Genomic DNA, 21,324 nt, shown 5'->3' with positions numbered 1-21,324 from the left:
TGAGGGGTGCGGGAAGCAGCCGCCGGCCCTGGTTGTCGGGCAGGGCCGGCACAGGGGAAACGTGGTCACCGCGCCGAGGCCGACTCGGCGCCGGTGACGGGCGGATGGCGTACCGCAGCTGCCCGGGCGGGCGTGCTACGCGGGCGTCAGCCGCTTGAACCAGGTTTGCGGGCTGGTGGTGTCGGGCGCCTGGACGTAGGCCCGGGCGGGTATGGCGACCAGCGACTCCTGGTTGTTGCTGTCGATGTCGCGGACGACGATGTAGCCGGTGTAGTACGCGCCGTTGGCCCGGCCTTCCAGATAGCCCTTCTTGTCATTCGGGACCTCGATCTGGACCGACGTCTCCAGCGTGTTCATCACTCGCTTGAGGGAGGTGGAGGAGTAGCTGTAGGTGAAGCTGACCTCACCGCCGATCTCTCCGCCCGCTCCTCCCTTGTCTCCGGCGGGAGTTCCGGTGATCTTGGGCGAGATCTTGCCGCCCGCCGACCAGCCTTCCGTCGTGCTCTTCTCGTCGGTGACGGACCCCGAGACCTTGTAGCTGAGCGTCCCCCCGCCCGCCACACCGTCCGTGGATCCCCGCACCGGCCACTTCTCGTCGACCTTGCCGACGAAGATGCAGGGTGCCGTCTGCCCGAACGCCGCATGATCCGGGTCCTTGTTGACCATGTTGCAGTACTGCTCAGCGGGCTGTCCGCCCACCACATCGTTCTTGGTGTTCGGACGGATGTCGGGTCCGTTTGCCGCCTTCGAGCCGGGCCAGCCCGTCGACAGGTGTTCGGCGCTCGCCCTGAGCGGCGCGGGGTTCTTCGTGTCGGCCGCGTACTGCGCGGCCGCCAGTTCGGCGTCCTTGACCGCCTCGTCGGGGTCGTACTTGGGCTGCACGTCCGCCAGGGTGATGGCCTTGACGTTGCCGTCCTTGTCCCTGTCGAGGCCCTTCGGGTAACCCATCACGCTCTCCGAGGGCTTGACGGGCGCCCACTTCTCCATCGCCGTGAGGACGTCCTGCTCGTTCTGGTACAGCTTTTCGTCGACGTTCGCCTGTTGGCCGTCATCGGCATGGGCAGGTGTGGGGGAGCCGATCAGCGCCAGGCCGGAGAGGACAGTGGTGGCGAGGGCGCCCGCCAGCACACTTCTCCGGCGTCGGCCCCGGGCAGCGTCGGTGCACGGTGTTCTTGACATGTGGATCTCCTCTTTTCTCTTCCCCCGGGCGTCCGATCGCTTGTCGACAACGCCGGCACGTGGGGGCTCGTTCAGTGAAATCCCGCCTCGGCGATGGCTTGTCGCGCCTCGGCCGGTCCGGTCCAGTGCCGGGCGGGTATCCCCGCCGCGCGGGCACTGTCGATGTTGATGCGCCGGTCGTCGAAGAACAGACAGTCGGCAGGTGCGCAGCGCAGGTGCTGGAGCAGGACTCTCCACACGTCGCTCTCCGGTTTCGCGACCCCGACCTCCCCGGAGAACACCAGGTGGTGAAAGAGCGCGGACCACGGCTGGCGGCGGAAGAACCGACCGTGCGAGCGGGGCGCGTTGGACAGCAGGGCCAGGGCGGCCCCCGCCCGGTTCAGCTCACCGAGCAGCGTCACCACCTCAGGCGCGGTCTCCCGCCACCCGGCGAGGTCGACCCGGGTGAGCTGGGCGGCCTGCCGTACGGTGACGCGCTTGCCGGCGGCGTGCCCGACGGCCCGCCAGTAGCGAAGGTCCGTCCAGCCCCGGTCGTAGACGTCCCGGAACCTCCAGTAGCCGCGTGCGAAGGGCTCCGGCTCCACGCCGAGGAGGGCGGCGAGCTCCGGCACGACCTCGCTCTGTCTGCTGATGACATTGCCGTAGTCGAAGATCAGCCAGCGCAACGGGATTCCTCCCTCGCCTGGTCGCCGGGGAGCAGGAGCACTTTCATGGCCGCGTACGAGGACGGTGCCGGCCGGGTGTCCGCCAGGGGGACGTGCAGGGCGGCGAACGCCTCGGCATACCGGTGGAGCGGCAGAGTATGGGTGACCAGGCTGTCCAGGGGCAGGTCACGCGCCAGGTCCAACGCCGTCTGGAACAGGTGCGGGGGATAGGGGCCGGCGCCCACGACGCGCACTCCCCGGGTGACGAGAGACCGTACGGGAATCGTGGCGGTGGCCGTCTCCCGCTCGCCCATGGCCACCACCGTTCCGCCGGTCGCGACCACCTCCAGGGCGTCGGCGAGCAGCACCCCCGTGGTGTCGACGACCACGTCCGGCCCGGCGTCCCGGCCGTCGGCCGCCGGCCACAGGTCCCCGCCCCGCGCCGGCACCACCTGTGTCGGCGCGGGCAGGACGTGCTGCGCCAGCTCGACTCTGACGGCGTCGCGTTCCACCACGGTGACGCGGTGGCCACGGAAGGCGAGCACCAGGGCGCACAGCGTTCCGATGGGGCCGGCCCCGAGGACCAGGCAGCGGTCCGTCCAGCGCAGGGAAGCGGCGGTGAGGTTGTTCAGCACGCACGCCAGCGGCTCGACGAGAGCGGCGCGGCGGTAGGAGACTCCCGGCGGCAGGGGGTGCAGGAAGGGCGCCGGGACCACCACGTACTCCGCGAGGGTGCCGTCGCGGTCGACCCCGATCTCGCGCCCGTCCTTCGACGCGCAGTGGGCGGCCATCCCGCGACGGCAGTACCGGCAACTGCCGCAGTGGTAGGTCGGATTGATCACCACGCGTCCGCCCGGAGCCAGGGAGCCGACGGCCGGACCCGTGGCCACCACCCCGCCGGCTGCCTCGTGTCCGAGCACGACGCCGGAGCGGGCGGGGAAGTCGCCCAGGACGATGCTCCGGTCCGTGCCGCAGATGCCACTGGCCGCGACCCGCACCAGGACGTCGTCCGGATGGCACAGCGCGGGCAGCGGACGGCTGCACAGGCGTAGTCGCTCGCCCGTTTCGAAGACCAGGGCCTGCATCATCGTGTCGCTGTCCACGTTCATGCTCCTTGGGCCGGAGGTATGGTCTGGGCTCTCGCCGGTTGCGGCCCATCGGAGGCGTGCTGCGGACCGGTGTCGGTGAATTCCCGCCAACCGTGAGCCCGTCCGACGGGTTGTGAGAATGAGGACCCGGGTGATGACCGATGAAAATCCTGCTGCTCGGTGCGTCGGGCTATGTGGGCGGAGCCCTGTGGCAGAGCCTTTCGGCCCGCCACACGGTGGTGGGTACCTGCTCGCGACGGGCCGTGCCCGGTCTGGTGACGGTGGATCTGCGCGACGAGGCGGCGCTGTGCGCACTTCTGGGTCAGGGCTTCGACCTGGTGATTCACGCCGCCGGGCTGGTGGACCTCGCCTCCGCCGAGGCGCAGCCCGCACTCGCCCACGCGCTCAACGTCCGCTCCGTGGAGGTGCTGCGCACGGCGCTCCGGGATACCCCGACGAAGATCCTCCTGCTGTCCAGTGACAACGTCTTCGACGGCACGGGTGAGGTGTACACCGAGGAGGACCCGCGCTCGCCCGTGAACGTCTACGGGCGGACCAAGTGCGCGGCGGAGGATGCGCTGCTGGGCCCGGGCGGCCACCTGGTGGTCCGCATCCCCCTGGTCTACGGCCGCAGCCCATGGGCGGACAGGTTCATGGCGCGCTTTTCGGGCCCCGTCACGCAGGCACAGACGGACGTCGTCTGCGCGCCGGTGTATCTGCCGATCCTCGCGCCTGCCCTGGAGGAACTCTGGGACCGCCAGGGGCTGTTGCACTTTGCCGGTGCCGAGGTGGTGACCCGCTTCGAGCTGATGTCGAGAGTCGCCGAGGCGCTGCGACTTCCCACCCGGGTCGTACCCGTCCGGAACGACGACGTTTTCGCCTCGCCCCGCCGCCCCAAGCGGCTGGTATTGCGCAGTGTTCATCATGGTTTCCTGGGTCCTGATGTGGCGGCGGCTCTCGCTGATATGGCGAGCGGCAGCACGGAAGAAACAACCTGAGCCCCCGGCGAAAAACTCTGTGCTCCGACCCGGCTGTGCCCGGACTTCCCGGACAGCTCGTTCCATGGCGGGAGACGACCCACGCTACGGCCGCCACCGGCGGATATGCCCGGTGCGGAGGGGAATGCCGGGGCAGCTCCGTGCTGATTGCGGTGCGGTGACAAACAATTTCGTGGTCACGACGGGCCGGTGTACGGGGTGACCGAAGCATTAGCCCCATCCGGTTGATTCGCTGCTGGGCGCTGCTTTCAATGAGGGCGACTTGAGCCGCGGGTGGCTGAAACTTTGTGCCGCCGCTTCTTCCATCACGGGGGGCCGCCGTGCCGCATCCTTATCCCTCTGGCGTTTCCGCCGTGCGCGCGCTGCCTTTGCGCGCGGTCTTCTTCGATTTCGACGGCACCTTGTGGGACCCCGAGCCGCATATCTTTCATGCGTACGCGGAGGTATTCCACCGGCACGGACAGGTGCTCACGGGAAGCACCTGGTCCACCGTCGTGGGCACGGTCGGCTTCGACCTGTGGAGCGAACTGGAGCGGCTGACGGGCGGCCGCGTTGATCGGGAGGCGGCCGATGCCGTGGTCTCGCGCAGCACCGAGGAGCGGCTGGCGGGACTGGGATCGCGCCCGGGAGTACGCCGGTGGCTGGCCGAGTTGGACCGCTCGGGCCTGGCCCGGGCGCTCGTCAGCAACAGCCGCAGACCCTGGATCGCCCGCTATCTCCGGCAGTGCGGCATCGAACGGGGCTGGCAGGCCATCCACAGCTCGGAGGGGCAGCCCGACCGGGCCAAGCCGGCGCCGCATCTGTACCAGGAGGCGCTGGACCGGCTGGGGCTGCGGCCGGACGAGGCGATGGCGTTCGAGGACTCGCCCAGCGGCATCACCGCAGCCAAGAGAGCCGGCCTGCGGTGCGTCGCGGTGCCCAACGCGATGACCGCCGGCCTGGATCTGAGCGAGGCAGACCTGACCCTGGCGTCCTTCGCGCACACCGACCTTCCGCGGCTGCTGGACTCGATGGGGCTGCGGGCCCGGAGCGGACCCCCGCGGCCGCACGGCTCCCGCGAGCCTCGGGCGATGCGTGGTGCGGACTCCCGCGAGGCAGGCCGAGGTATTCCGGAACACAGGCAAGGAGCGCCCAGGATGACCGTGTTGCCGTCAGCGAACTCCTGTGGCGAGGACGTCGACGACGTCCTGCGCCACTACTACAACCCACCGCATCCCTTGAAGGCCGCCCGGGGCGAGGGGGTCTACCTCTGTGCGGATGACGGGACGCGGTACCTGGACTGCTCGTCGGGAACCTTCAACCTGACGCTCGGATACTCCCACCCGGAGATCGTGGAGGCGGTCCGCGCGCAGGCGGGCGAACTCATCCACGTCACGTCCAAGTTCCAGTCGGGTCCGGTGAACGAACTGGTCAGCCGGCTTGCGGAGATCGCGCCGGACGGCTTGAGCCGGGTCCACCTGAAGTCGTCGAGCGGCTCGGACGCCAACGAGGGCGCCATCAAGATCGCTCAGCACCACACCGGGAATCCGGACGTCGTCTCGCTGTTCCGCGCCCACCTCGGACAGACCATCGGCATGATCGGCGCCTCGGGCGCCGCCTTCCGCCGGGCTCCCTTCCCCTCCCAGATACCGGGCGTGGTGCACGTCCCCGACCCGTACTGTGCGCGGTGCTTCTACCGCCAGGAACGCGCCACCTGCGGACTGTTGTGCGCGGAGCGCATCAACGACTTCATCGACTACGCCAGTTCCGGCCGGGTGGCGTGCGTGGTGGTGGAACCGGTCTCCGGCAACGGGGGCAACATCGTGGCCCCGGACGGCTATCTGCAGGCGCTGCGCGACCTGTGCGACGAACGCGGCATCCTGCTGGTGTTCGACGAGATCCAGACCGGCTTCGGGCGGACCGGCCAGATGTTCGCCGCCGACACCTTCGGCGTCACGCCCGACCTGCTCACCTTCGGCAAAGGGCTGGGCGGCTCGGGCCTGCCCATCGCGGGCATCCTCGCCCAGGAGCGGCTGACCGGCCTGGAGGGGCACCACATCAGCTCCACCTTCGGCGCCAATGTGCTGGCGGCCGCCGCGGCGGTCAAGACGATCGAGATCCTCCGCCGCCCCGGATTCCTGGAGAACGTGCGCGCCGTGGGTGCGCACGTCATGTCCCGGCTGCGGGAGCTGGCCACCCAGGTCCCCTTCCTGGGCGACGTACGGGGCGAGGGCCTGATGATCGGGGTCGAGATCGTCGACAGCGACGGAGAACCCGACCCCGCGCTCACCAACCACCTGGCCGAACGCGGCATGCGGCACGGCCTGTTGCTGCGTACGTCCCTGTACGGCTTCGGAAACGTCGTCAAGGTCAGACCACCGTTGATCATGACGACGGAGGAGGCGGACGACATGTGCGACCGTCTGCGGCGACTGTTCCTGGACGCCTCATGAGGAATCTGGTCCATGGCCTGGCGGCGCACATCCGCCACGTCGTCCGTGCCGACCGGGCCGGTGCCGGCGGCCGCTACGTGGACGGCACCACCGCCGGCGGTGACGCGGAGTTCCCGGTCGACGTCCTGGCCGAGGAAGCAGCCTGGGACTACCTCGTCGAGGCCGGCATCCCGCTGGCCGTCTACACCGAGAGCCACGGGCTCCGCCGGATCGGCGCCCACCCGCGTCATGTCCTGGTGATCGACCCGATCGACGGCACTCGCGGGGCAGCGGCCGACATGGAGCCGGCGTGCGTGTCGATCGCCGCCGCGCGCTACACCGACGCCCCCACCATCGGGGACATCGACTGCGCGATGCTCATGGAGATCAAGACCGGTCACTGGATGTACGCCGACGACTCCCAGCCGGGCATCCACAGCAGCGGCTACCCGGGACGGCTGCCGTGCCCGGGGACCACCACGGATCTGGAGCGGATGTTCTGGACCCTGGAGTTCAACGGTCACCCGGCCCAGCTGATGGTGGGTGCCTACGGGCACCTGATCGACGCCTCTGCCAACCGCGGCGGCGTCTACGTCGTCAACAGCGCCTCCTACTCCATTTCCCGGATCATCACGGGCCAGATGGACGCCTACGTCGACATCGGCAACCGTCTGCTGCGCGACCACCCCGAGACGGAGGCCGCATTCCGCACGGTGGGGCACGGAAGCATCCTGCACCTCTTCCCGTACGACATCGCCGCGTCGGTGTACCTGGCCGAGCGTGCCGGTGTCGTCATCACCGACGCCTACGGGGAGTCGCTGCACGACACCCTCCTGCTGGACATCGGCGCCGGCAACCAGCGCTCCTGCATCGCCGCGTGCACCCCCGAACTCCACCAGTCCCTGCTGTCCGCCATCCACTGGTGAGCGCCGACGCCCGGAGGACACCATGAGCACCAACCCGCCCGGACCCACGACGGGACCCGTCTCCACCGCCGGCCCGGCCGAGCAGCGGGCACGCGAAGCGGCCGCACGGCGGCTCGGCCTGGAGGTCGGCGAGGAGATCCTCGACGGTGGTTCGCCGGCCCGCGTCCACCGGGCGCGCACGGCCGACGGCACCGAGCTGGTCCTGAAGGTCCTGACGGCGGCAAGCGGCGCCGTCGACGGGCACGACCTGGCCTCCTTCCGCGGAAAACGCGAGCAGATCGGGCTCATCCGGCAGGCCGCACCCCAACTGGGCGCCCACTACCTGCCCGTACGGGACAGCATCGAGGGCAGCGGATGGGCCGCCTGCACCACGCCGTACTACCCGTCCCGGGACCTGGCGGCGTGCCTGCGGGAGGGGCCGGAAGGAACGCGGCGGTTCTTCGCCCAGCACGACGCCGTGGTGCACGGCCTGTTCGTGCACGGCTATGCCACCCGCACGGTCCCGGCCCCGGCCGGCCATCTCACCGACGTCAACCTCGGGAGGTTCCTGCGCCGGCTCCCGGTGCTGGCACGCCGTCTGCCCGAGGTCGCCGCGGCCGACGAGCTGGTGATCAACGACCGGCGCTGCGCCTCGCCGGCCCGGCTGCTGCACCGCCTGTCGGACGAACACGCCGCCCGGCTGCGGCGGCTGGCCCCGCCCCGGCTGATGTTCCCCGCCCACGGGGACGCCAACGTCCGCAACATCCTGGTCGGACGAGCCGACCAGGAAACCGGATCGCGAGCCGACTCGGAGACGGACTACCGCATCATCGATCCGCGCGGCTCCGTGGACCACTGGGATCCCGTCTACGACCTCGCCAAGACCCTGTTCAGCCTCACCGTGTGGGACCCCGCCCTCCGGCTGGGCTTCGCCATCGACGGCGGCGCCGGGAGGGGAACGCCGCGCTACCGGGTCGGGTTTCGCCGGCCCGTGTATCCGGGCTACCGCTCGGCGGCCCACGGCTTCCTGCCGTACCTGGAGACCTCCGCGATACCCGGGCTGCTGGAGGGGGATCCCGGCTGGCGGCAGCGGCTGCTGCTCACGCACGACCTCCATGTCCTGGCAGAGGCGCCCTGCCGTCTGTCGGACCGCAAGCCGAAACCGGACGCCGAGGGCCGATGCGCGCCGCCCGAGGAACTCGCCCTGGGCCACTACCTGATGGGCACCCTGCTCCTGGACGACCTGGTCCGGCAGCTGACGGGGCCGGCAGAACCGGACGTGGACCGGCACCTGGCACTGGTGACCGGCGGGCCCGGGTGGGAGGCCGGCTCATGACCGGCCCGCCGGCCCCCCGGCACCCGCCGGCCACTGGCGCCCCCCACCTGCGGGCGGCGGTCGTCGGACACCTGGAATGGACCACCCTCGCGCGCGTGCGGCAGCTGCCGGCCCGCGGAGACATCGTCCACGCGGACGTCCTCTGGGAGGGGCCGGCCGGCGGCGGAGCGGTGGCCGCCGTGCGACTCGCGGCCCTGGCCGGGGCGTGCACCTTCTTCACGGCGCTCGGCGACGACCAGGCGGCCCGTCGCTCCCGGGAGGTGCTCGGCCGGCTCGGCGTGGAGGTGGTGGCCGCCGTACGGGACCGGCCCACCCGGTCCGCGGTGAGCCTCGTCGACGCCTCCGGCGAGCGGACCACGACCACCCTGGGGGCGCGGCTCCAGCCGGAAGAAGCGGACGACCTGCCCTGGGAGACCCTCCGCTCCTGCGACACCGTCTACTTCACCGCCGGTGGGGCGGGCGCCTTGGCGAGGGCACGGCAGGCAGCGGTCCTCACCGCAACCAGCCGGGAGTTCCCCCTCCTCACCACCGCGGGGATCCCGGTCGACGCCATGGTGGGCAGCGCGGACGATCCCGCGGAGCGCTGCGACCCGACGGGCCTGCCCCGTCCACCCGGCCTGCTCGTCGTCACCGAGGGCGCGCAAGGAGGCGTGTACCGCGCACGGGGCGGAACCGCCCGACGCTATCGGGCCGTCCGTCCTCCCCGCCCGGTGGTGGACTGCTACGGCGCGGGCGACAACTTCGCCGCCGCACTGGCCTTCGCGCTGGGCACCGGCAGCGGTGCCGCCGAGGCCGTGACGTTCGCGGCGGGCACCGCGGCCCTGTGTACGGCCACCCGCGGACCCTACGCCGTGGCCCGGACCCCGGGCCCCACGGGGCCGCACCGATCCAACCGAGGAGCCTCATGCGCACCACCCTCGTTCTCTGGGACATCGACCACACCCTGATGGTCAGCGGGCCGGCCGCCACGTCCGTATACCCCCGGGCCTTCGCCCTGCTGACCGGGCGCCCGCCCACCGCCACCGTGGAGACGCAAGGCCGCACCGAGCGCGCGATCCTGCAGGAGCTGCTGGCCCTCGAAGGGATCACCGGCATCGCCCAGGCGGCGGCGGACCGGGCGATGGTGAGGTCGCTGCGGGCGGTGGCGAAGGAACTGCGCGACCACAGCCACGCCCTGCCCGGCGCCCGCGAAGCGCTCACCGCCCTGCGCGCCGAGCCACGGGTGATCCAGTCCCTGCTGACCGGCAATCTGCTCCGGAACGCCGTCCGCAAGCTCCGTGCCGTCGCGCTGTACGAATGCGTGGAGGCCGGGATCGGCGCGTACGGGTCCGACAGCGCCGTGCGCGCCGACCTGGTGGGCGTCGCGCAGCAGCGGGCACGGCACCGGTACGGAGCCGTCTTCGGACCGGACAACACGGTCGTGATCGGGGACACCGTCCGGGACGTGCAGGCCGCACGCGCCGGCGGAGCCCGGCCGATCGCCGTGGCGACGGGCACGTACACCGCCGCGGAACTGCGGGCCGCCGGCGCCGAGTCGGTGCTTCCCGACCTGCGGGACACCGACGCCGTGCTCGCCGCGGTGCTGGGCGGCCCCCCGCCGGAAGGCCCGCAGCCCCGGGGACAGCGGGCCGCCGCGCCCACGACTGCCACGCCCGGCCCGGCCACCGGCTCCGCCGACACCGGGAGACTGCCGTGACGGCGGCACCCGGCCGGCAGACGGGCGGGCGGCCGGCACGGAACCGGCAGACCGGCGGGCAGCCGGCACCGGCGCAGGAAGCGCAGCCGGCGCGGCCGCTCCCCCTGGTCTCCGTCGTCCTCCCCGCCCGCAACGCCGCCGCCACGCTCGGCCGGCAACTGGAGGCACTCGCCGACCAGGACTACGCCGGGCCGTGGGAGGTCATCGTCGTCGACGACGGCTCACAGGACGGCACCGGGGAGGCCGCCGCGGCCTACCGGCACCGGCTCCCCCGGCTGGTCGTCGTCCGCGCCCGGGGAACCGGGGGAGGAGGAGTCAACCGCGCCCGCAACACGGGCTGCCGGCACAGTCAGGGCGACGTCCTGGTGTTCTGCGACGCCGATGATGTCGTCGCCCCGGGCTGGCTCACCGCGATGGAACGGGCGCTGCGCCGGGCACCGGCGGTCGGCGGCGCCCTCGAACGCGTCTCCCTGAACGATCCGGTGGCGCTGGCCGCCCGCCCGCCCAAGCCGACCGCCTCGCTCGCCGACACCTTCGGATTCCTGCCCTACCCGCTCGGCGCCAACTGCGGTGCCCGACGGGAGGTCTGGGCGCAGCTCGGCGGCTTCGACGAGAGGTACCTGTACGGATCCGACGACGTCGAGTTCTTCTGGCGTGCGCAGCTCGCCGGCCGGGAACTGGCCTTCGTCCCGGACGCCGTCGTGCACTACCAACTGCGCTCGACCGTCCGGCAGATGGCGCGTCAGGCGTTCCGCTACGGCCGGTCCCACCCCATGCTCTTCCGCACCTTCGCCGCCCACGGCATGCCACGCTCCTCCCTCCCGGGCCTCGCGCGCGAGTGGGGGTGGCTGCTCTACCACGGGCTCCACCTCGTGGGCCGCACCGACCGCCGTGCCGCCTGGCTCTCCCGGGCCGCCCTGCGGTCCGGCCGGCTCGTCGGAAGCGTCCGGCATCGCGTGCTCTACCTGTAGGGCCGGTACGCCGCCTGCGAGCACGGACCGCGCGCGGCCTTTCCGGCCGCGTCCACCACCCCCAGCGGAGTAGTGATGACCCGTATCCCCCGCGCCCTGACGACGGACCCCCCTTCCGCCCGGCCCTCTCCCGGACCGGGGGAGGACCCACGCCCGGTCCTGGCCCTCGACATCGGCGGTACCAAGATCGCCGCGGCACTGGTGGATGCGGCGGCCCGGGTGTCGGCCCGTACGCGGATTCCCACCCCCACCGGGCAGGACCCCGACGCGGCCTGGCACGCCGTGGCCGGCGCGGCCGCTGTCCCGCTGTCGCAGGCGGGTGCCCACTACGGCGGGGTACGCGGCATCGCCGTCAGTTCCGCCGGGCCGCTCGACGTGGCCCGCGGCACCATCAGCCCCGTCATGATCCCGGTATGGCGGGACTTCCCGGTACGGGACCGGGCGGCCGCACTGGTACCGGGATGCCCCGTCACCCTCGTCGGCGACGGCATCTGCGCGGCCGTCGGCGAACACTGGGCAGGCGCCGGCCGTGGGGCCGACGACATGCTCGGCTGTGTCGTCTCCACCGGTGTCGGCGGCGGTCTCCTCCTCGACGGGCGTCCCTGGACGGGCCGTTCCGGCAACGCCGGGCACATCGGCCATACCGTCATCGACCTCGACGGCTCGCCGTGTCTGTGCGGCAGCCGCGGCTGCCTGGAGCTCTACGCCAGCGGTACCGCCCTGGTCGCCTGGGCCCGCCAGGCCGGATGGCGTGGGCCCGGCGGGCAGCCCACGGCGCGCGAGCTGAGCACCGCGGCCCGCGCCGGCGACCCGGTGGCCGCGGCCGCCTTCGACCGCGCGGGCCGGGCCCTCGGCGCCGCGTTCGCCTCCGTGGGTGCGGTCTGCGCACTGGACCGGATCGTGATCGGCGGTGGCGTCGCCCAGGCCGGCCGGGTGCTGTTCGAGGCCATCGAGGCCGGGATGCGGGAGTTCGCCGGGCTGGCTTTCGTCCGTGACGTCTCCCTCCACCCGTCCGCTCTGGGCGGTGACGCCTGCCTGGTGGGCGCTGCGGCGACCCTCCTCGCCCCCGACCGTTACGGACGGCGGCCCCCGTCCGCCACGGTCGACGGCACGCCTGCCGCCCCGGCACCCTGACGGGCCGGGCGGCCGCGGGAAGACACCTCAGGTCCTCCTGCCCGCCGGTGCGCCACCGCCCGTTCCCCGTCACGGGGCAGCCGGACCATCGGAACCAAGGAGTTGCAGCTTCATGTCTCTCGGCGGGGAACGGCGGCTGCGCGCCGCCCGGCTGGCCACCTTCGGCTATTTCGCGCTGAACGGATTCCTGATGGGAATGTGGGTCGTCCACATCCCCGTCGTCGAGCAGCGCACCGGCATCGGTCATGCCGTCCTCGGCTGGCTCCTTCTGCTGCTGGGCGGGGGAGCCTTCACGGGCATGCAGGTCGCCGGCCGGCTCACCGATCGCCTCGGTCCGCGCACCGTCGTACCGAGCGGCGCCGCGCTGTGCAGCGCGGCGCTGATTCTGCCGGGGCTGGCCACCGGCGCCTGGACGCTGGGGGCGGCGCTGCTGGTGCTCGGCTTCGGCAACGGCTGCCTGGACGTCGGCATGAATGCGCACGCCGTCCAGGTCGAGCGCGGATGCCGACGTCCGGTGATGTCCGCCTTCCACGCCACCTTTTCCGTCGGCGGCGTCCTCGCCGCGCTGCTGGGCGCCGGCGCTCTCGGCTGGGGCTGGAGCCCTGTGGCGGCCCTCGGCGCGACGGCCGTCGTCGGCCTCGCGATCGCCGTACTGGCCGCCCCCGCGCTGCTCGCGCCCGAGCGTGCCGGCACCGACGAAGGGCCGGCGGCCGCCGCGGGGACGCACCGCCGCACACCACGGCGCATCTGGACGCTTGCCGCCCTGGCGCTGGCCCTGATGTTGTCCGAGGGTGTCGCCTACGACTGGAGCGTGCTGCATCTGCGCGACGTCCTCGACGCGCCCGCTTCCACCGCCGCTCTTGCCTACGGGGCGTTCGCGACCGCCATGACGGTCGGCCGCCTGCTCGCCGACCGCGTGGTCGCGCGCTGGGGACCGGTGGCGGTCCTGCGGTACGGAGCGTCGACGGCCGCGGTGGCCGTGACGGTGGTGGCGTTGTCCCGCTCGGTCCCGCCGGCCCTGCTCGGCTGGACCGTGTTCGGGGCCGGGCTGGCCGGTTGCGTCCCGCAGCTCTTCAGCGCGGCAGGTCACGCCGACCGCGCCGCCACCGGGGCCAACGTCTCCCGCGTCGCCGGCCTCGGCTACCTGGGCATGCTCGCCGGGCCGGCCGTGATCGGGCAGCTGACCCGCTTCGCCCCCCTCAACCTCACGTTCTTCGTGCCGGCTGCGTGCTGTCTCCTCGCGGCGGGCACGGCCGGCATCCTGCGGGCCCGGAGCACGACTTCCGGCCCGCGCTAGCCCGGGAGTTCCCCACCTGGTTCAGCCGCCGGCGACCGCACGATCCAACGAAAGGGGCGTTGTTCTCCGTCACATGGCACACCACGCTGCCGTACTCCGTCACACCCCGTGACCGTCCAGGACCACGACACGTAGGCCGCACCACCACGACACCGGGCCGCCCGTACCACGACACATAAGGGCTCAACCTCGCCGAACAGGGCGGTGACTCGCCGAAAACCGATCTGCGCTGCCGCATGTGCAACCTGCTTACGCAAGCAAGCGTCTGACACAGCGAGCGACAGAAGGTGAGCACCGGATGGACAGGCGCCGACGCGACACGACGGATCCGGCTCTCCCGCGGCGCGCCGAACCGCCGCAGGACCGTGCATCCGAGCAGGCCGCTTGGCCCTTCGTGGGACGTGCCGCCGAGCTGACGGCGCTGCATGCGGTGGCCGGGGAAGTCCGCAACGGGGGGCTGCGGGTCGTACAGCTCGACGGGGACGCCGGCATCGGCAAGACGGCCCTGTTGCACCACTGGCTCGACGGGCTCCCCGACTTCCTGGTGCTGCGGGCACATGGCCACGCGCTGGAGCGTGATTTCGCCTTCGGGACGGTCCGGCGGCTGCTGCGTTCGCTGCTGGCCGCCGACCCCGGCATCGAGCACGGGCATCCGTTGCACGGCGCCGCCGACTCGGTCATGCGCATGCTCTGCCTGGAGGACCGCCCGCACCGAGCACCCGGCGCCCGCGCCGACGGGGCCGAGACGATACGGAGCTTGAACCACCTCGCCTTCCGCCTCTCGCGCCGCCGGCCGTTGGCGCTGGCGATCGACGACGTGCAGTCGATCGACCCGCCGTCGCTGCGGTGGCTCGCGGGCCTGGTGCACCAGGCGGACGCCCACCCCGTTCTGCTGGCCGTCACCACGCGCACGGGCGAACGGCCCGCGCCCGAGGCGCTGTTCAACGAGCTGGCCCACCCGTCGATATGCCGCACCGTCCCCCTGGAACCGCTCGCACCGGGAAGCGTGGAACGCCTGGTGGCGGAGGTGTTCGACACCCGGCCCGTGGATCCGTCCTTCGCCGCCACCTGCCACGCCGCCACCGACGGCCACCCGCTCTTTCTGCGGGCCCTGCTGTGCGATGCCCGGCGCAGCGGCGTACGGCCGGACAGCAAGGGACGCGAAAGCATCAAGACCTTCGGTCTGCACACGCTGCAGCGAGAGATCCGGGACCGGCTCTGCCAGGGGTCCGAGGACACCGCCGCACTCGCCCGTGGGCTGGCCATTCTGGGCGACCGCCGGCCGCCGGAGCTGCTGGCGGCCTACTGCGGCAAGGGCGAGGCCGTGATCCGGTGCGCTGCGGCGGAGCTGCACGCCCTCGGCCTGCTGCGCGCCGGCGAGGACCTGTGCTTCGTGCACCCCGTCGTCCGGGACACCGTGCGGGCCCAGTGGTCCCCCCAGGAGGTGGGCGAGGCCCATGCCAGGGCGGCACGGGTGCTCCACCTGGGCGGGCGGCCCGACGAGGAAGTGGCCGCACACCTGCTGGCCGCCGGTCCGGTCCAGGGCGGCTGGGCGGTGGCCGTCCTGCGCCGGGCCGCCGAAGAGGCCGTACGCAGGGGCGCCGCCGAGACCGCCGTGACGTATCTGCGCCACGCGGTGCACCAGCCGATCACGCCGGAGGAACAGGCCCAGGTCCTCCTGCAACTCGCCACCGCCGCCAGCCACTACGACCCGGCCCTCGCGGTGTCTTACGCGGCGGCGGCGCTGGAGGGGCTGAACGACGCCTCGCTCCGTACGAAAGCCGTCGGCGTGATCACGTACTCCTCCCTCCTGTCCCGGGACCACCGCGGGCTTGCCGTGGGGCTGGCCAGCCTGACCGCCGAACTGTCCACGCCGGCGGCTTCCGCGCCGAGCGCCCGCGAGCGGCGGCTGCGCAAGGAGGCGCTGCGCTGGTGGCTGGAGTTCGAGCGGCCCTCGTTGCGGAGCGCGTCGGAACAGCCGAGCCTGCGCTTCGACGAGGAACTGACGGGCAGCACGCCGGGGGAACGGCAACTGCTGGGCATCCGGGCGTTCGACGCCCTGCGGGCGGGCAAGCCGGCCGGGGAGGCCATCGAGCTGATCAACCGCGCCGGTGTCAATCTGCCCATGTTCTCCCTCGACCTGTTCCCGCTGCACTACTGCGTGGCCCGCTCCCTGCTCCATCTGGACCAGCTCGACCGGGCCGAGCAGTTCTGCGGACATCTGCTGCGGGAGACCAGGGCACGGCGCCTCGACCTGCTGTCCGCGTCCCTGCTCGTCTACAAGGCGAGCATCCTGTTGGCGAGGGGGGACATCGGGGAGGCGGCCGCCACGGCCCGAGCGGCGGCCGAGGGACCGTGGCCGAACGGCGAGCCACCGTACTGGCTGTCGTTGGACACGATCAGGATCGACGCCCTTGTGGAGCAGGGCGATCTGGAGATGGCCGAGACCCTCGCGGCCCGGCACTCCGGCACCGACCCGGCCGACGTCTCCTGGGAGTGGAGCCGCTTCCTGATGAGCCTGTCGGCGCTGCGCACCGCCCGGGGCGACCTCTACGGCGGCCTGTCGCTGCTGCGGGAGTGCGGCCACCACCTCGCGACGGCCGGCGCCCTCAGCCCGGCGATCGCCCCCTGGCGGTCCCGCGCCGCCATCCTCCAACTGGCGCTGGGCCGCCGCCGCGACGCACACGCGCTCCTGGAGGAGGAGCTCGACCTCGCGAGGCGCTGTGCGATCCCACGCGCCCTGGGAGTGGCGCTGCTCGCCCAGGGCGCGATGACGGACGGGCCGAGAGGGCTCGCCCTGCTGGCCGAGGCCGTGAGCACGCTGGAACGCACCCCCGCCCGTCTTGAGCACGCCCGCGCTCTGCATGCGTACGGGCGTGCGCTGATGCAGCGCGACGACAAGGCCGGTGCGCGGACCGCCGTACGCCGCGGACTGGAGATCGCCACCGCGTGCGGGGCCACGTCGCTCGCCCAGCGCCTGCAGAAGAGGCTGCACGACGCGGGCGGCCGGTCCACCACGCGTATGGCGCACCCCGGTGGCAACCTGACGGTCAGCGAGGAGCGGGTCACCGCGCTGGCCGCCCAGGGCTACAGCAACAAGCAGATCGCGCAACGCCTCTTCGTGTCCCTGCGGACCGTGGAGACCCACCTCACCCGTGCCTACCGGAAGCTGCACATCGACGGGCGCTCCCAGCTCGTCGCCGCGCTCGGCAACGGCAGCGGGAGCCTCGGCGCGCAAGGATCCGGCGGAGGGATGTGAGCGCGAGCCGTTCCCCTGTGACGGCCCGGGCCACGTCCTCCACCGGATCGCGGGTGCCGGCGTACGGCCTCCCAGGGCTGCGAGCGGGAGGGGCGGGACACGCCCGCACTTCGTCACCGGTCTCGTGCGCGACGGGCTGTCGTGGGAAGCACGGTCTCCAACGGGCCTGCGGAGAGGGCGTGTTCCTGCGCCAGCCGGCGTCATGCGCGAAGCGTCCAATATATTGGCACTTTGTGGACTGGAGGGTCAAGTAGTCTTGTGTAGTGGCCAATCAGCTACTACACAGTGGCTGACACAGGGGATGACGGGCGGGTCCGGCCGGGGAGCGTGGGCATGGTGGGAGAAGCTGGCCGCGGCAGCGGGACGTCGCTGGCCGAGCGGCTGAACGCATTGTTCGCCAGGGTGCGGTGGACCGATGCCCATGGCCGGCAGCGGGAGTACTCCACTGCCGAAGTGGCCAAGGCGGTGACCGCCGATCCCTCGCACCCGGCGACGCTGTCGCGGAGTTATCTGGCCATGCTGCGCAACGGGTCGCACACCAACCCCACGCTCAGCGTCCTGGAGGGGCTGGCGAAGTTCTTCGACGACCACCGCGAGCCGGAGTCGCGCCCGATCACGGTCCAGTGCCTGGTCGCTCAAGAGGACCCCGAGGACGCTCTGTTGCGCGAACGGCTCGCCGGTCATCAGGTGCGGAAGATCGCGATGAGGGCGGGCGCGATGACGCCGGCGATGCGCGAGCAACTGCTCAAGATGATCGAGACATTCGATGAGGACGGGACCCCCGGCTCCGGCGCCGGGGCGTGAGAAAGGACGCCGTGGCCGTACGCGAACGCGAACTCCGCCGCTCTTGCAAGCATCTGCTGCGACAACTCGACATCCAGCCTCCGCTGGAGGTGTACGAGTTATGCCGGCGGCTCGGTGAACTCCGGGGAAAACCCATACGGTTGATTCCCTGGGCGCTGCCGATACCCGGCCCGTTCGGGGTGTGGATGTCCCGGCCGCATGAGGAGTGCATTTTCTACCAAGAGGAAACGACCCGCGTACATCAGGACCACATCATCCTGCACGAGATCGGCCATATCCTCGCCGACCACCAGGACGACGGCGGTTCGGACGAAGAACTGCCGGATCTCGGTCCGGATTACCCCCGCGATGAGGTCCCCCGGGGTTTTCGCCGCACCTGCTACACCGAGGACTATGAACGCGAGGCCGAACTGGTCGCGACCATCATCCAGGAATGGGCGGTGGTCATCGACTACGCCACCCCACGCACCCCCGAGGATTCCGCGCTCGGCCCCCTTCGTTCCGCGCTGAACCCCCGCTGGGGGTGGACGTAATCTTCCAGCAGCCAGTGACCCTCATGCTGATCGTCGGGGCGATATGGAAGATCGTCGATCTGACCAGCGCGCCACGGGACCGGGTGCTGCGCCTTCTGGTCGCCTGCCTGCTCCTGCTGGCTGCCGGGCAAATCCTCAGCTTTCCCGGCGTCACGCTCGCGGTCGATTCCGCCACGGCCCTCGGAGTCGGAAAGGTCGCGTTCAACGCGGTCTACATGTCCGGCCTCGGCGCGCTCATCCTGGTCTTCCTCTTCTCCCTGCCCGGCCCGGACAGGGCCCGTCGGCGCCGGGTCCGGCTCCATGCGGGCCTGCTCGCCGCTGTCCTGACCGCCCTGGTCATCGACATGATCGCGACGCCGCCGGCGCTGCGCGGCCACACCTTGACCACTGCGGACATGGCACAGCCGACCATCGCCGCGTTCTACCTCATCGGCAACGCCTATTTCGTCTACGCCTATCTCACCCCGGCGCTCTGGGCGTTGCGCTATGCGCGCCTGGCGACCCGGCACCTGGCGCTCGGCCTGCGGGTCTTGGCGCTCGGCCTGTTCGTGCTGGCGATCACCTCGGTCAACCGGGTCGTCTGGGTCTTTCTGCGCATCGACGCTCCCGGGGGGCATCAGGCGTTCAACACCGTGAACTGGTCGATGACCGACTGGGCACTGGGCATCGTCCTGCTGGGGTTGACCTATTCCGCGGGTATGCAAGTAGCCGCGCATCTCCGGTCCGTTGTGTACCACCGCCGTATGTACCGCGAGCTCACCCCCTTGTGGACCGCCCTCGCCACGGCCTATCCGGAACTCGTCCTGAACGTCGAGCCGAGTGGGTCCAGGTGGCGTCGCTTCCGGCTCCGCCGCACCCATGAGCGCTTCTACCGCCGGCTCATCGAATGCCGCGACGGACTGGTGCGGCTGAGCCCCTATTTGGCACGCGTCGCTCCTGAGGCCGATCTCGCCCGCGGCCCGGCCGATCAACTCGCCCGGCACATCGCCGAGGCGCTCGCGCTGAAGCCGGTCACCGAGGACCCCGATACGGCCTTTTCCGCCACCCGTATCGCCTCTCCTTCCGGCAATGACCTGGGCGCCGAAGCCCGCGAACTCGTCGCCGTCTCCCGTGCTTATGCGAAAGGACACCGTGAACAAGGTACTGATAACCGCTGACCTGGTCCTCACCGGACATGCGGACCAGGAGATCCGCGACGGCGCCGTACTCGTCGACGCCGGCGTGATCACCGCTGTCGGTACCGCGGCCGAGCTGGCGGCGACGGTGGATCCGGGCGTGCGGCGCCTGCGGTGCCCGGGGGCCACGGTGCTGCCCGGGCTGATCGACTGCCATGTCCACCTCGCCTTCGACGCGGGCCCGGACCCGGTGCGCGCGGTGGCCGAGGCCGCTCCGGACGAGCTCGCCGCCGCCATGGCGGACCGCGCCGGACAGCTGCTGGCCGCCGGGGTGACGACCGTACGGGACCTCGGCGACCGCGACGCGCTCACCATTGCGCTGCGTGCGTCCATCGCGTCCGGGAAGACGGCCGGGCCGCGCATTCTCGCCGCGACCGCACCCCTGACCCTGCCCGGTGGCCACTGTGGATTTCTCGGCGGGGGAGTCACCACCGACGACGACATCCGCCGGCAGATCGCCCGCAACGCGGCGGCCGGAGCCGACCTGATCAAGGTGATGGCCTCCGGCGGCGCCCTCACCCCCGGCGGCCCGCGGATGTGGGAGTCGCAGTTCACCCGCGCCCAACTGCGCCTGATCGTCGAAGAGGCCGCTCGCCACGGCCTGGAGGTGGCGGCACACGCCCACGGCACCGCCGCCATCGCCGACTGCGTCGAAGCCGGCGTCCGGACCCTTGAGCACTGTTCCTGGCGCACCGCCGACGGCGTCACCTACGACCCGGAGGTCACCCGCCGCATCATCGAGAACGACATCGCCGTCTGCCGCTGTATCTCCGGGGACTGGCGGCTGTTCCTCCAGCAACTCGGCCCCGACCGCGCCGAGTCGATGTCCAGGGTCATCCGCGACATGCGGGAGGCCGGTGTCCGGTTCATCGCCGGCACCGACGCCGGTGTGCCGGGAGCGCGGTTCGGCGACTACGTCGGCATGCTCGAATTCTTCGCCTCCCTGGACTTCACCCCTGCCGACATTCTCGAGATGGCCACCGCCAACGCCGCCCGCGCCCTGGGGCTGACCGACACCGGCGCCCTGCGTCCCGGCCTGCGCGCCGACCTCCTCGTCGTCGACGGCAACCCGCTGCACGAACTGGCCGCCCTCCGCCGCGTCCGACACGTCTTGGTGAACGGTCGCCACGAGAGCGTCTGAGGGGCCGGCCCGGCCCGAGCGCCGGGGGGGAGGGCCCGTCCTCCTGGGGCACGTACCCAGGGCGAAGGGCCCTCCGGGATTTCCGTACAACCTTCAACGGCATTGAGCGGTCTTCACCACACCATCACAGATGCTGGGGGATTGTTCATGTCGCACTCACAACAGCAGCCCGCGTCCTTCGGTCGGCAGCCCCACTCCTTCGTCATCCCGCCGGCCGGGCAGCCGCCGCGGAAGGGGCATGCCGCACTCAAGATCGCAGTGGGGGCGGTGTGTGCGTGCACCGTCATCGGGCTCGGCGCGGTCGTCGGAGGTGACGGCGGCAACGGCAGGAAGTCCGCGGCGCAGCCGGCCCCCACGGTGGCGGTCACCTTCACCGCCAAGCCGGTCCAGGCCTCGGTGGGGGAACCGGAGAAGGCGGCCGGCAAGGCGGCCGCCGCGGGGCCCGGCACCACGGTCGGCCGGGGCAGCTATCTGGTGGGGGAGGACATCGCGGCCGGTACGTACCGGACCAGTGGCCCCGCCGCGTCCGACACTCCGCTGTGTTACTGGGCACGCGCGAAGGACTCCAGCGGTGAGATGGGCAGCATCATCGCCAACGGCACACCCCGGGGCCCGGCCCGCGTCACCGTCACCAAGGGCGAGACCTTCGAGACCGACGGCTGCCGGCGGTGGACGAAGGTGGGCTGAGTGGTTGCCGTGCTGGTGGGCGGTTTCCGGGGGCCCATCAGCAGGCGCGCTCGGATCCGATGCCCA

18 protein-coding genes are annotated in these 21,324 nt (G+C 71.8%); 15 read left to right on the top strand and 3 right to left on the bottom strand.

The features are described from left to right. Nucleotides 1–135: 135 nt before the first annotated feature. From BKA18_RS05615 to BKA18_RS05605, 3 genes are all read right to left on the bottom strand, one after another. On the bottom strand, nucleotides 136–1,179 hold the full coding sequence (locus BKA18_RS05615) for a hypothetical protein (protein ID WP_366045204.1): 1,044 nt from the start codon (nucleotides 1,177–1,179) through the stop codon (nucleotides 136–138). Nucleotides 1,180–1,250: 71 nt separating this feature from the next. Further along, a complete protein-coding gene (locus BKA18_RS05610) occupies nucleotides 1,251–1,844 on the bottom strand; it encodes an HAD family hydrolase (protein ID WP_366045203.1) in 594 nt (197 codons plus the stop codon). Then, a complete protein-coding gene (locus BKA18_RS05605; protein WP_366045202.1) occupies nucleotides 1,832–2,926 on the bottom strand; it encodes a zinc-dependent alcohol dehydrogenase in 1,095 nt (364 codons plus the stop codon). The genes BKA18_RS05610 and BKA18_RS05605 overlap by 13 nt, the downstream gene beginning before the upstream one ends. A gap of 146 nt (nucleotides 2,927–3,072) precedes the next feature. On the opposite strand from BKA18_RS05605, the gene BKA18_RS05600 reads away from it, so the two are divergent. From BKA18_RS05600 to BKA18_RS05530, 15 genes are all read left to right on the top strand, one after another. Continuing rightward, nucleotides 3,073–3,909: an SDR family oxidoreductase gene (locus tag BKA18_RS05600; RefSeq protein WP_366045201.1), complete on the top strand. Its 837-nt coding sequence runs from the start codon at nucleotides 3,073–3,075 to the stop codon at nucleotides 3,907–3,909. A 353-nt stretch (nucleotides 3,910–4,262) separates the two neighbouring features. After that, nucleotides 4,263–6,341 (top strand): aminotransferase class III-fold pyridoxal phosphate-dependent enzyme, encoded by a 2,079-nt coding sequence (locus BKA18_RS05595; RefSeq protein WP_366045200.1) that lies wholly within the window; start codon nucleotides 4,263–4,265, stop codon nucleotides 6,339–6,341. Further along, complete coding sequence (locus BKA18_RS05590; protein WP_366045199.1) at nucleotides 6,338–7,246, top strand: inositol monophosphatase family protein; 909 nt, start codon at nucleotides 6,338–6,340, stop codon at nucleotides 7,244–7,246. Before BKA18_RS05595 ends, BKA18_RS05590 begins: the two co-directional genes overlap by 4 nt. Nucleotides 7,247–7,268: 22 nt before the next feature. Next, the gene (locus tag BKA18_RS05585; protein WP_366045198.1) at nucleotides 7,269–8,561 is read left to right on the top strand and encodes an aminoglycoside phosphotransferase family protein; all 1,293 of its coding nucleotides are present in this window, start codon (nucleotides 7,269–7,271) and stop codon (nucleotides 8,559–8,561) included. Beyond that, nucleotides 8,558–9,508 carry a PfkB family carbohydrate kinase gene (locus BKA18_RS05580; protein WP_366045197.1) on the top strand — a complete coding sequence of 317 codons (951 nt, stop codon included), beginning with the start codon at nucleotides 8,558–8,560 and terminating at the stop codon, nucleotides 9,506–9,508. The genes BKA18_RS05585 and BKA18_RS05580 overlap by 4 nt, the downstream gene beginning before the upstream one ends. Further along, nucleotides 9,466–10,257 (top strand): HAD family hydrolase, encoded by a 792-nt coding sequence (locus tag BKA18_RS05575; RefSeq protein ID WP_366045196.1) that lies wholly within the window; start codon nucleotides 9,466–9,468, stop codon nucleotides 10,255–10,257. Before BKA18_RS05580 ends, BKA18_RS05575 begins: the two co-directional genes overlap by 43 nt. After that, a complete protein-coding gene (locus BKA18_RS05570; protein ID WP_366045195.1) occupies nucleotides 10,254–11,228 on the top strand; it encodes a glycosyltransferase family 2 protein in 975 nt (324 codons plus the stop codon). Before BKA18_RS05575 ends, BKA18_RS05570 begins: the two co-directional genes overlap by 4 nt. 75 nt (nucleotides 11,229–11,303) lie before the next feature. Continuing rightward, nucleotides 11,304–12,362, top strand: coding sequence for an ROK family protein (locus tag BKA18_RS05565; protein ID WP_366045194.1), 1,059 nt, complete (start codon nucleotides 11,304–11,306; stop codon nucleotides 12,360–12,362). 112 nt (nucleotides 12,363–12,474) lie between these two features. Next, on the top strand, nucleotides 12,475–13,659 hold the full coding sequence (locus BKA18_RS05560; protein ID WP_366045193.1) for an MFS transporter: 1,185 nt from the start codon (nucleotides 12,475–12,477) through the stop codon (nucleotides 13,657–13,659). Nucleotides 13,660–13,957: 298 nt separating this feature from the next. After that, the gene (locus BKA18_RS05555; RefSeq protein ID WP_366045192.1) at nucleotides 13,958–16,918 is read left to right on the top strand and encodes a helix-turn-helix transcriptional regulator; all 2,961 of its coding nucleotides are present in this window, start codon (nucleotides 13,958–13,960) and stop codon (nucleotides 16,916–16,918) included. 333 nt (nucleotides 16,919–17,251) lie between these two features. Then, the gene (locus tag BKA18_RS05550) at nucleotides 17,252–17,722 is read left to right on the top strand and encodes a hypothetical protein (RefSeq protein ID WP_366045191.1); all 471 of its coding nucleotides are present in this window, start codon (nucleotides 17,252–17,254) and stop codon (nucleotides 17,720–17,722) included. A gap of 11 nt (nucleotides 17,723–17,733) precedes the next feature. Further along, nucleotides 17,734–18,255, top strand: a complete 522-nt coding sequence (locus BKA18_RS05545; RefSeq protein WP_006607369.1) for a hypothetical protein — start codon at nucleotides 17,734–17,736, stop codon at nucleotides 18,253–18,255. Nucleotides 18,256–18,278: 23 nt separating this feature from the next. Then, nucleotides 18,279–19,412, top strand: a complete 1,134-nt coding sequence (locus tag BKA18_RS05540; protein ID WP_366045390.1) for an MAB_1171c family putative transporter — start codon at nucleotides 18,279–18,281, stop codon at nucleotides 19,410–19,412. Continuing rightward, nucleotides 19,387–20,571, top strand: coding sequence for an amidohydrolase family protein (locus BKA18_RS05535; protein WP_366045190.1), 1,185 nt, complete (start codon nucleotides 19,387–19,389; stop codon nucleotides 20,569–20,571). Before BKA18_RS05540 ends, BKA18_RS05535 begins: the two co-directional genes overlap by 26 nt. Before the next feature lie 147 nt (nucleotides 20,572–20,718). Next, complete coding sequence (locus tag BKA18_RS05530; protein WP_366045189.1) at nucleotides 20,719–21,258, top strand: Rv1352/Rv1906c domain-containing protein; 540 nt, start codon at nucleotides 20,719–20,721, stop codon at nucleotides 21,256–21,258. The last annotated feature ends 66 nt before the right edge of the window (nucleotides 21,259–21,324 follow it).

Origin of the sequence: Streptomyces auratus, from assembly GCF_050433025.1 — a bacterium.
GTDB lineage: Bacteria > Actinomycetota > Actinomycetes > Streptomycetales > Streptomycetaceae > Streptomyces > Streptomyces sioyaensis.
This window is presented reverse-complemented; position numbering and strand designations above follow the sequence as displayed.

Coding starts and splice junctions, on each gene's coding strand:
- BKA18_RS05615 (WP_366045204.1), bottom strand. CDS start 1,179: ATGTCAAGAACACCGTGCACCGACGCTGCCCGGGGCCGACGCCGGAGA.
- BKA18_RS05600 (WP_366045201.1), top strand. CDS start 3,073: ATGAAAATCCTGCTGCTCGGTGCGTCGGGCTATGTGGGCGGAGCCCTG.
- BKA18_RS05590 (WP_366045199.1), top strand. CDS start 6,338: ATGAGGAATCTGGTCCATGGCCTGGCGGCGCACATCCGCCACGTCGTC.
- BKA18_RS05585 (WP_366045198.1), top strand. CDS start 7,269: ATGAGCACCAACCCGCCCGGACCCACGACGGGACCCGTCTCCACCGCC.
- BKA18_RS05580 (WP_366045197.1), top strand. CDS start 8,558: ATGACCGGCCCGCCGGCCCCCCGGCACCCGCCGGCCACTGGCGCCCCC.
- BKA18_RS05575 (WP_366045196.1), top strand. CDS start 9,466: ATGCGCACCACCCTCGTTCTCTGGGACATCGACCACACCCTGATGGTC.
- BKA18_RS05565 (WP_366045194.1), top strand. CDS start 11,304: ATGACCCGTATCCCCCGCGCCCTGACGACGGACCCCCCTTCCGCCCGG.
- BKA18_RS05560 (WP_366045193.1), top strand. CDS start 12,475: ATGTCTCTCGGCGGGGAACGGCGGCTGCGCGCCGCCCGGCTGGCCACC.
- BKA18_RS05555 (WP_366045192.1), top strand. CDS start 13,958: ATGGACAGGCGCCGACGCGACACGACGGATCCGGCTCTCCCGCGGCGC.
- BKA18_RS05550 (WP_366045191.1), top strand. CDS start 17,252: ATGGTGGGAGAAGCTGGCCGCGGCAGCGGGACGTCGCTGGCCGAGCGG.
- BKA18_RS05540 (WP_366045390.1), top strand. CDS start 18,279: ATGCTGATCGTCGGGGCGATATGGAAGATCGTCGATCTGACCAGCGCG.
- BKA18_RS05530 (WP_366045189.1), top strand. CDS start 20,719: ATGTCGCACTCACAACAGCAGCCCGCGTCCTTCGGTCGGCAGCCCCAC.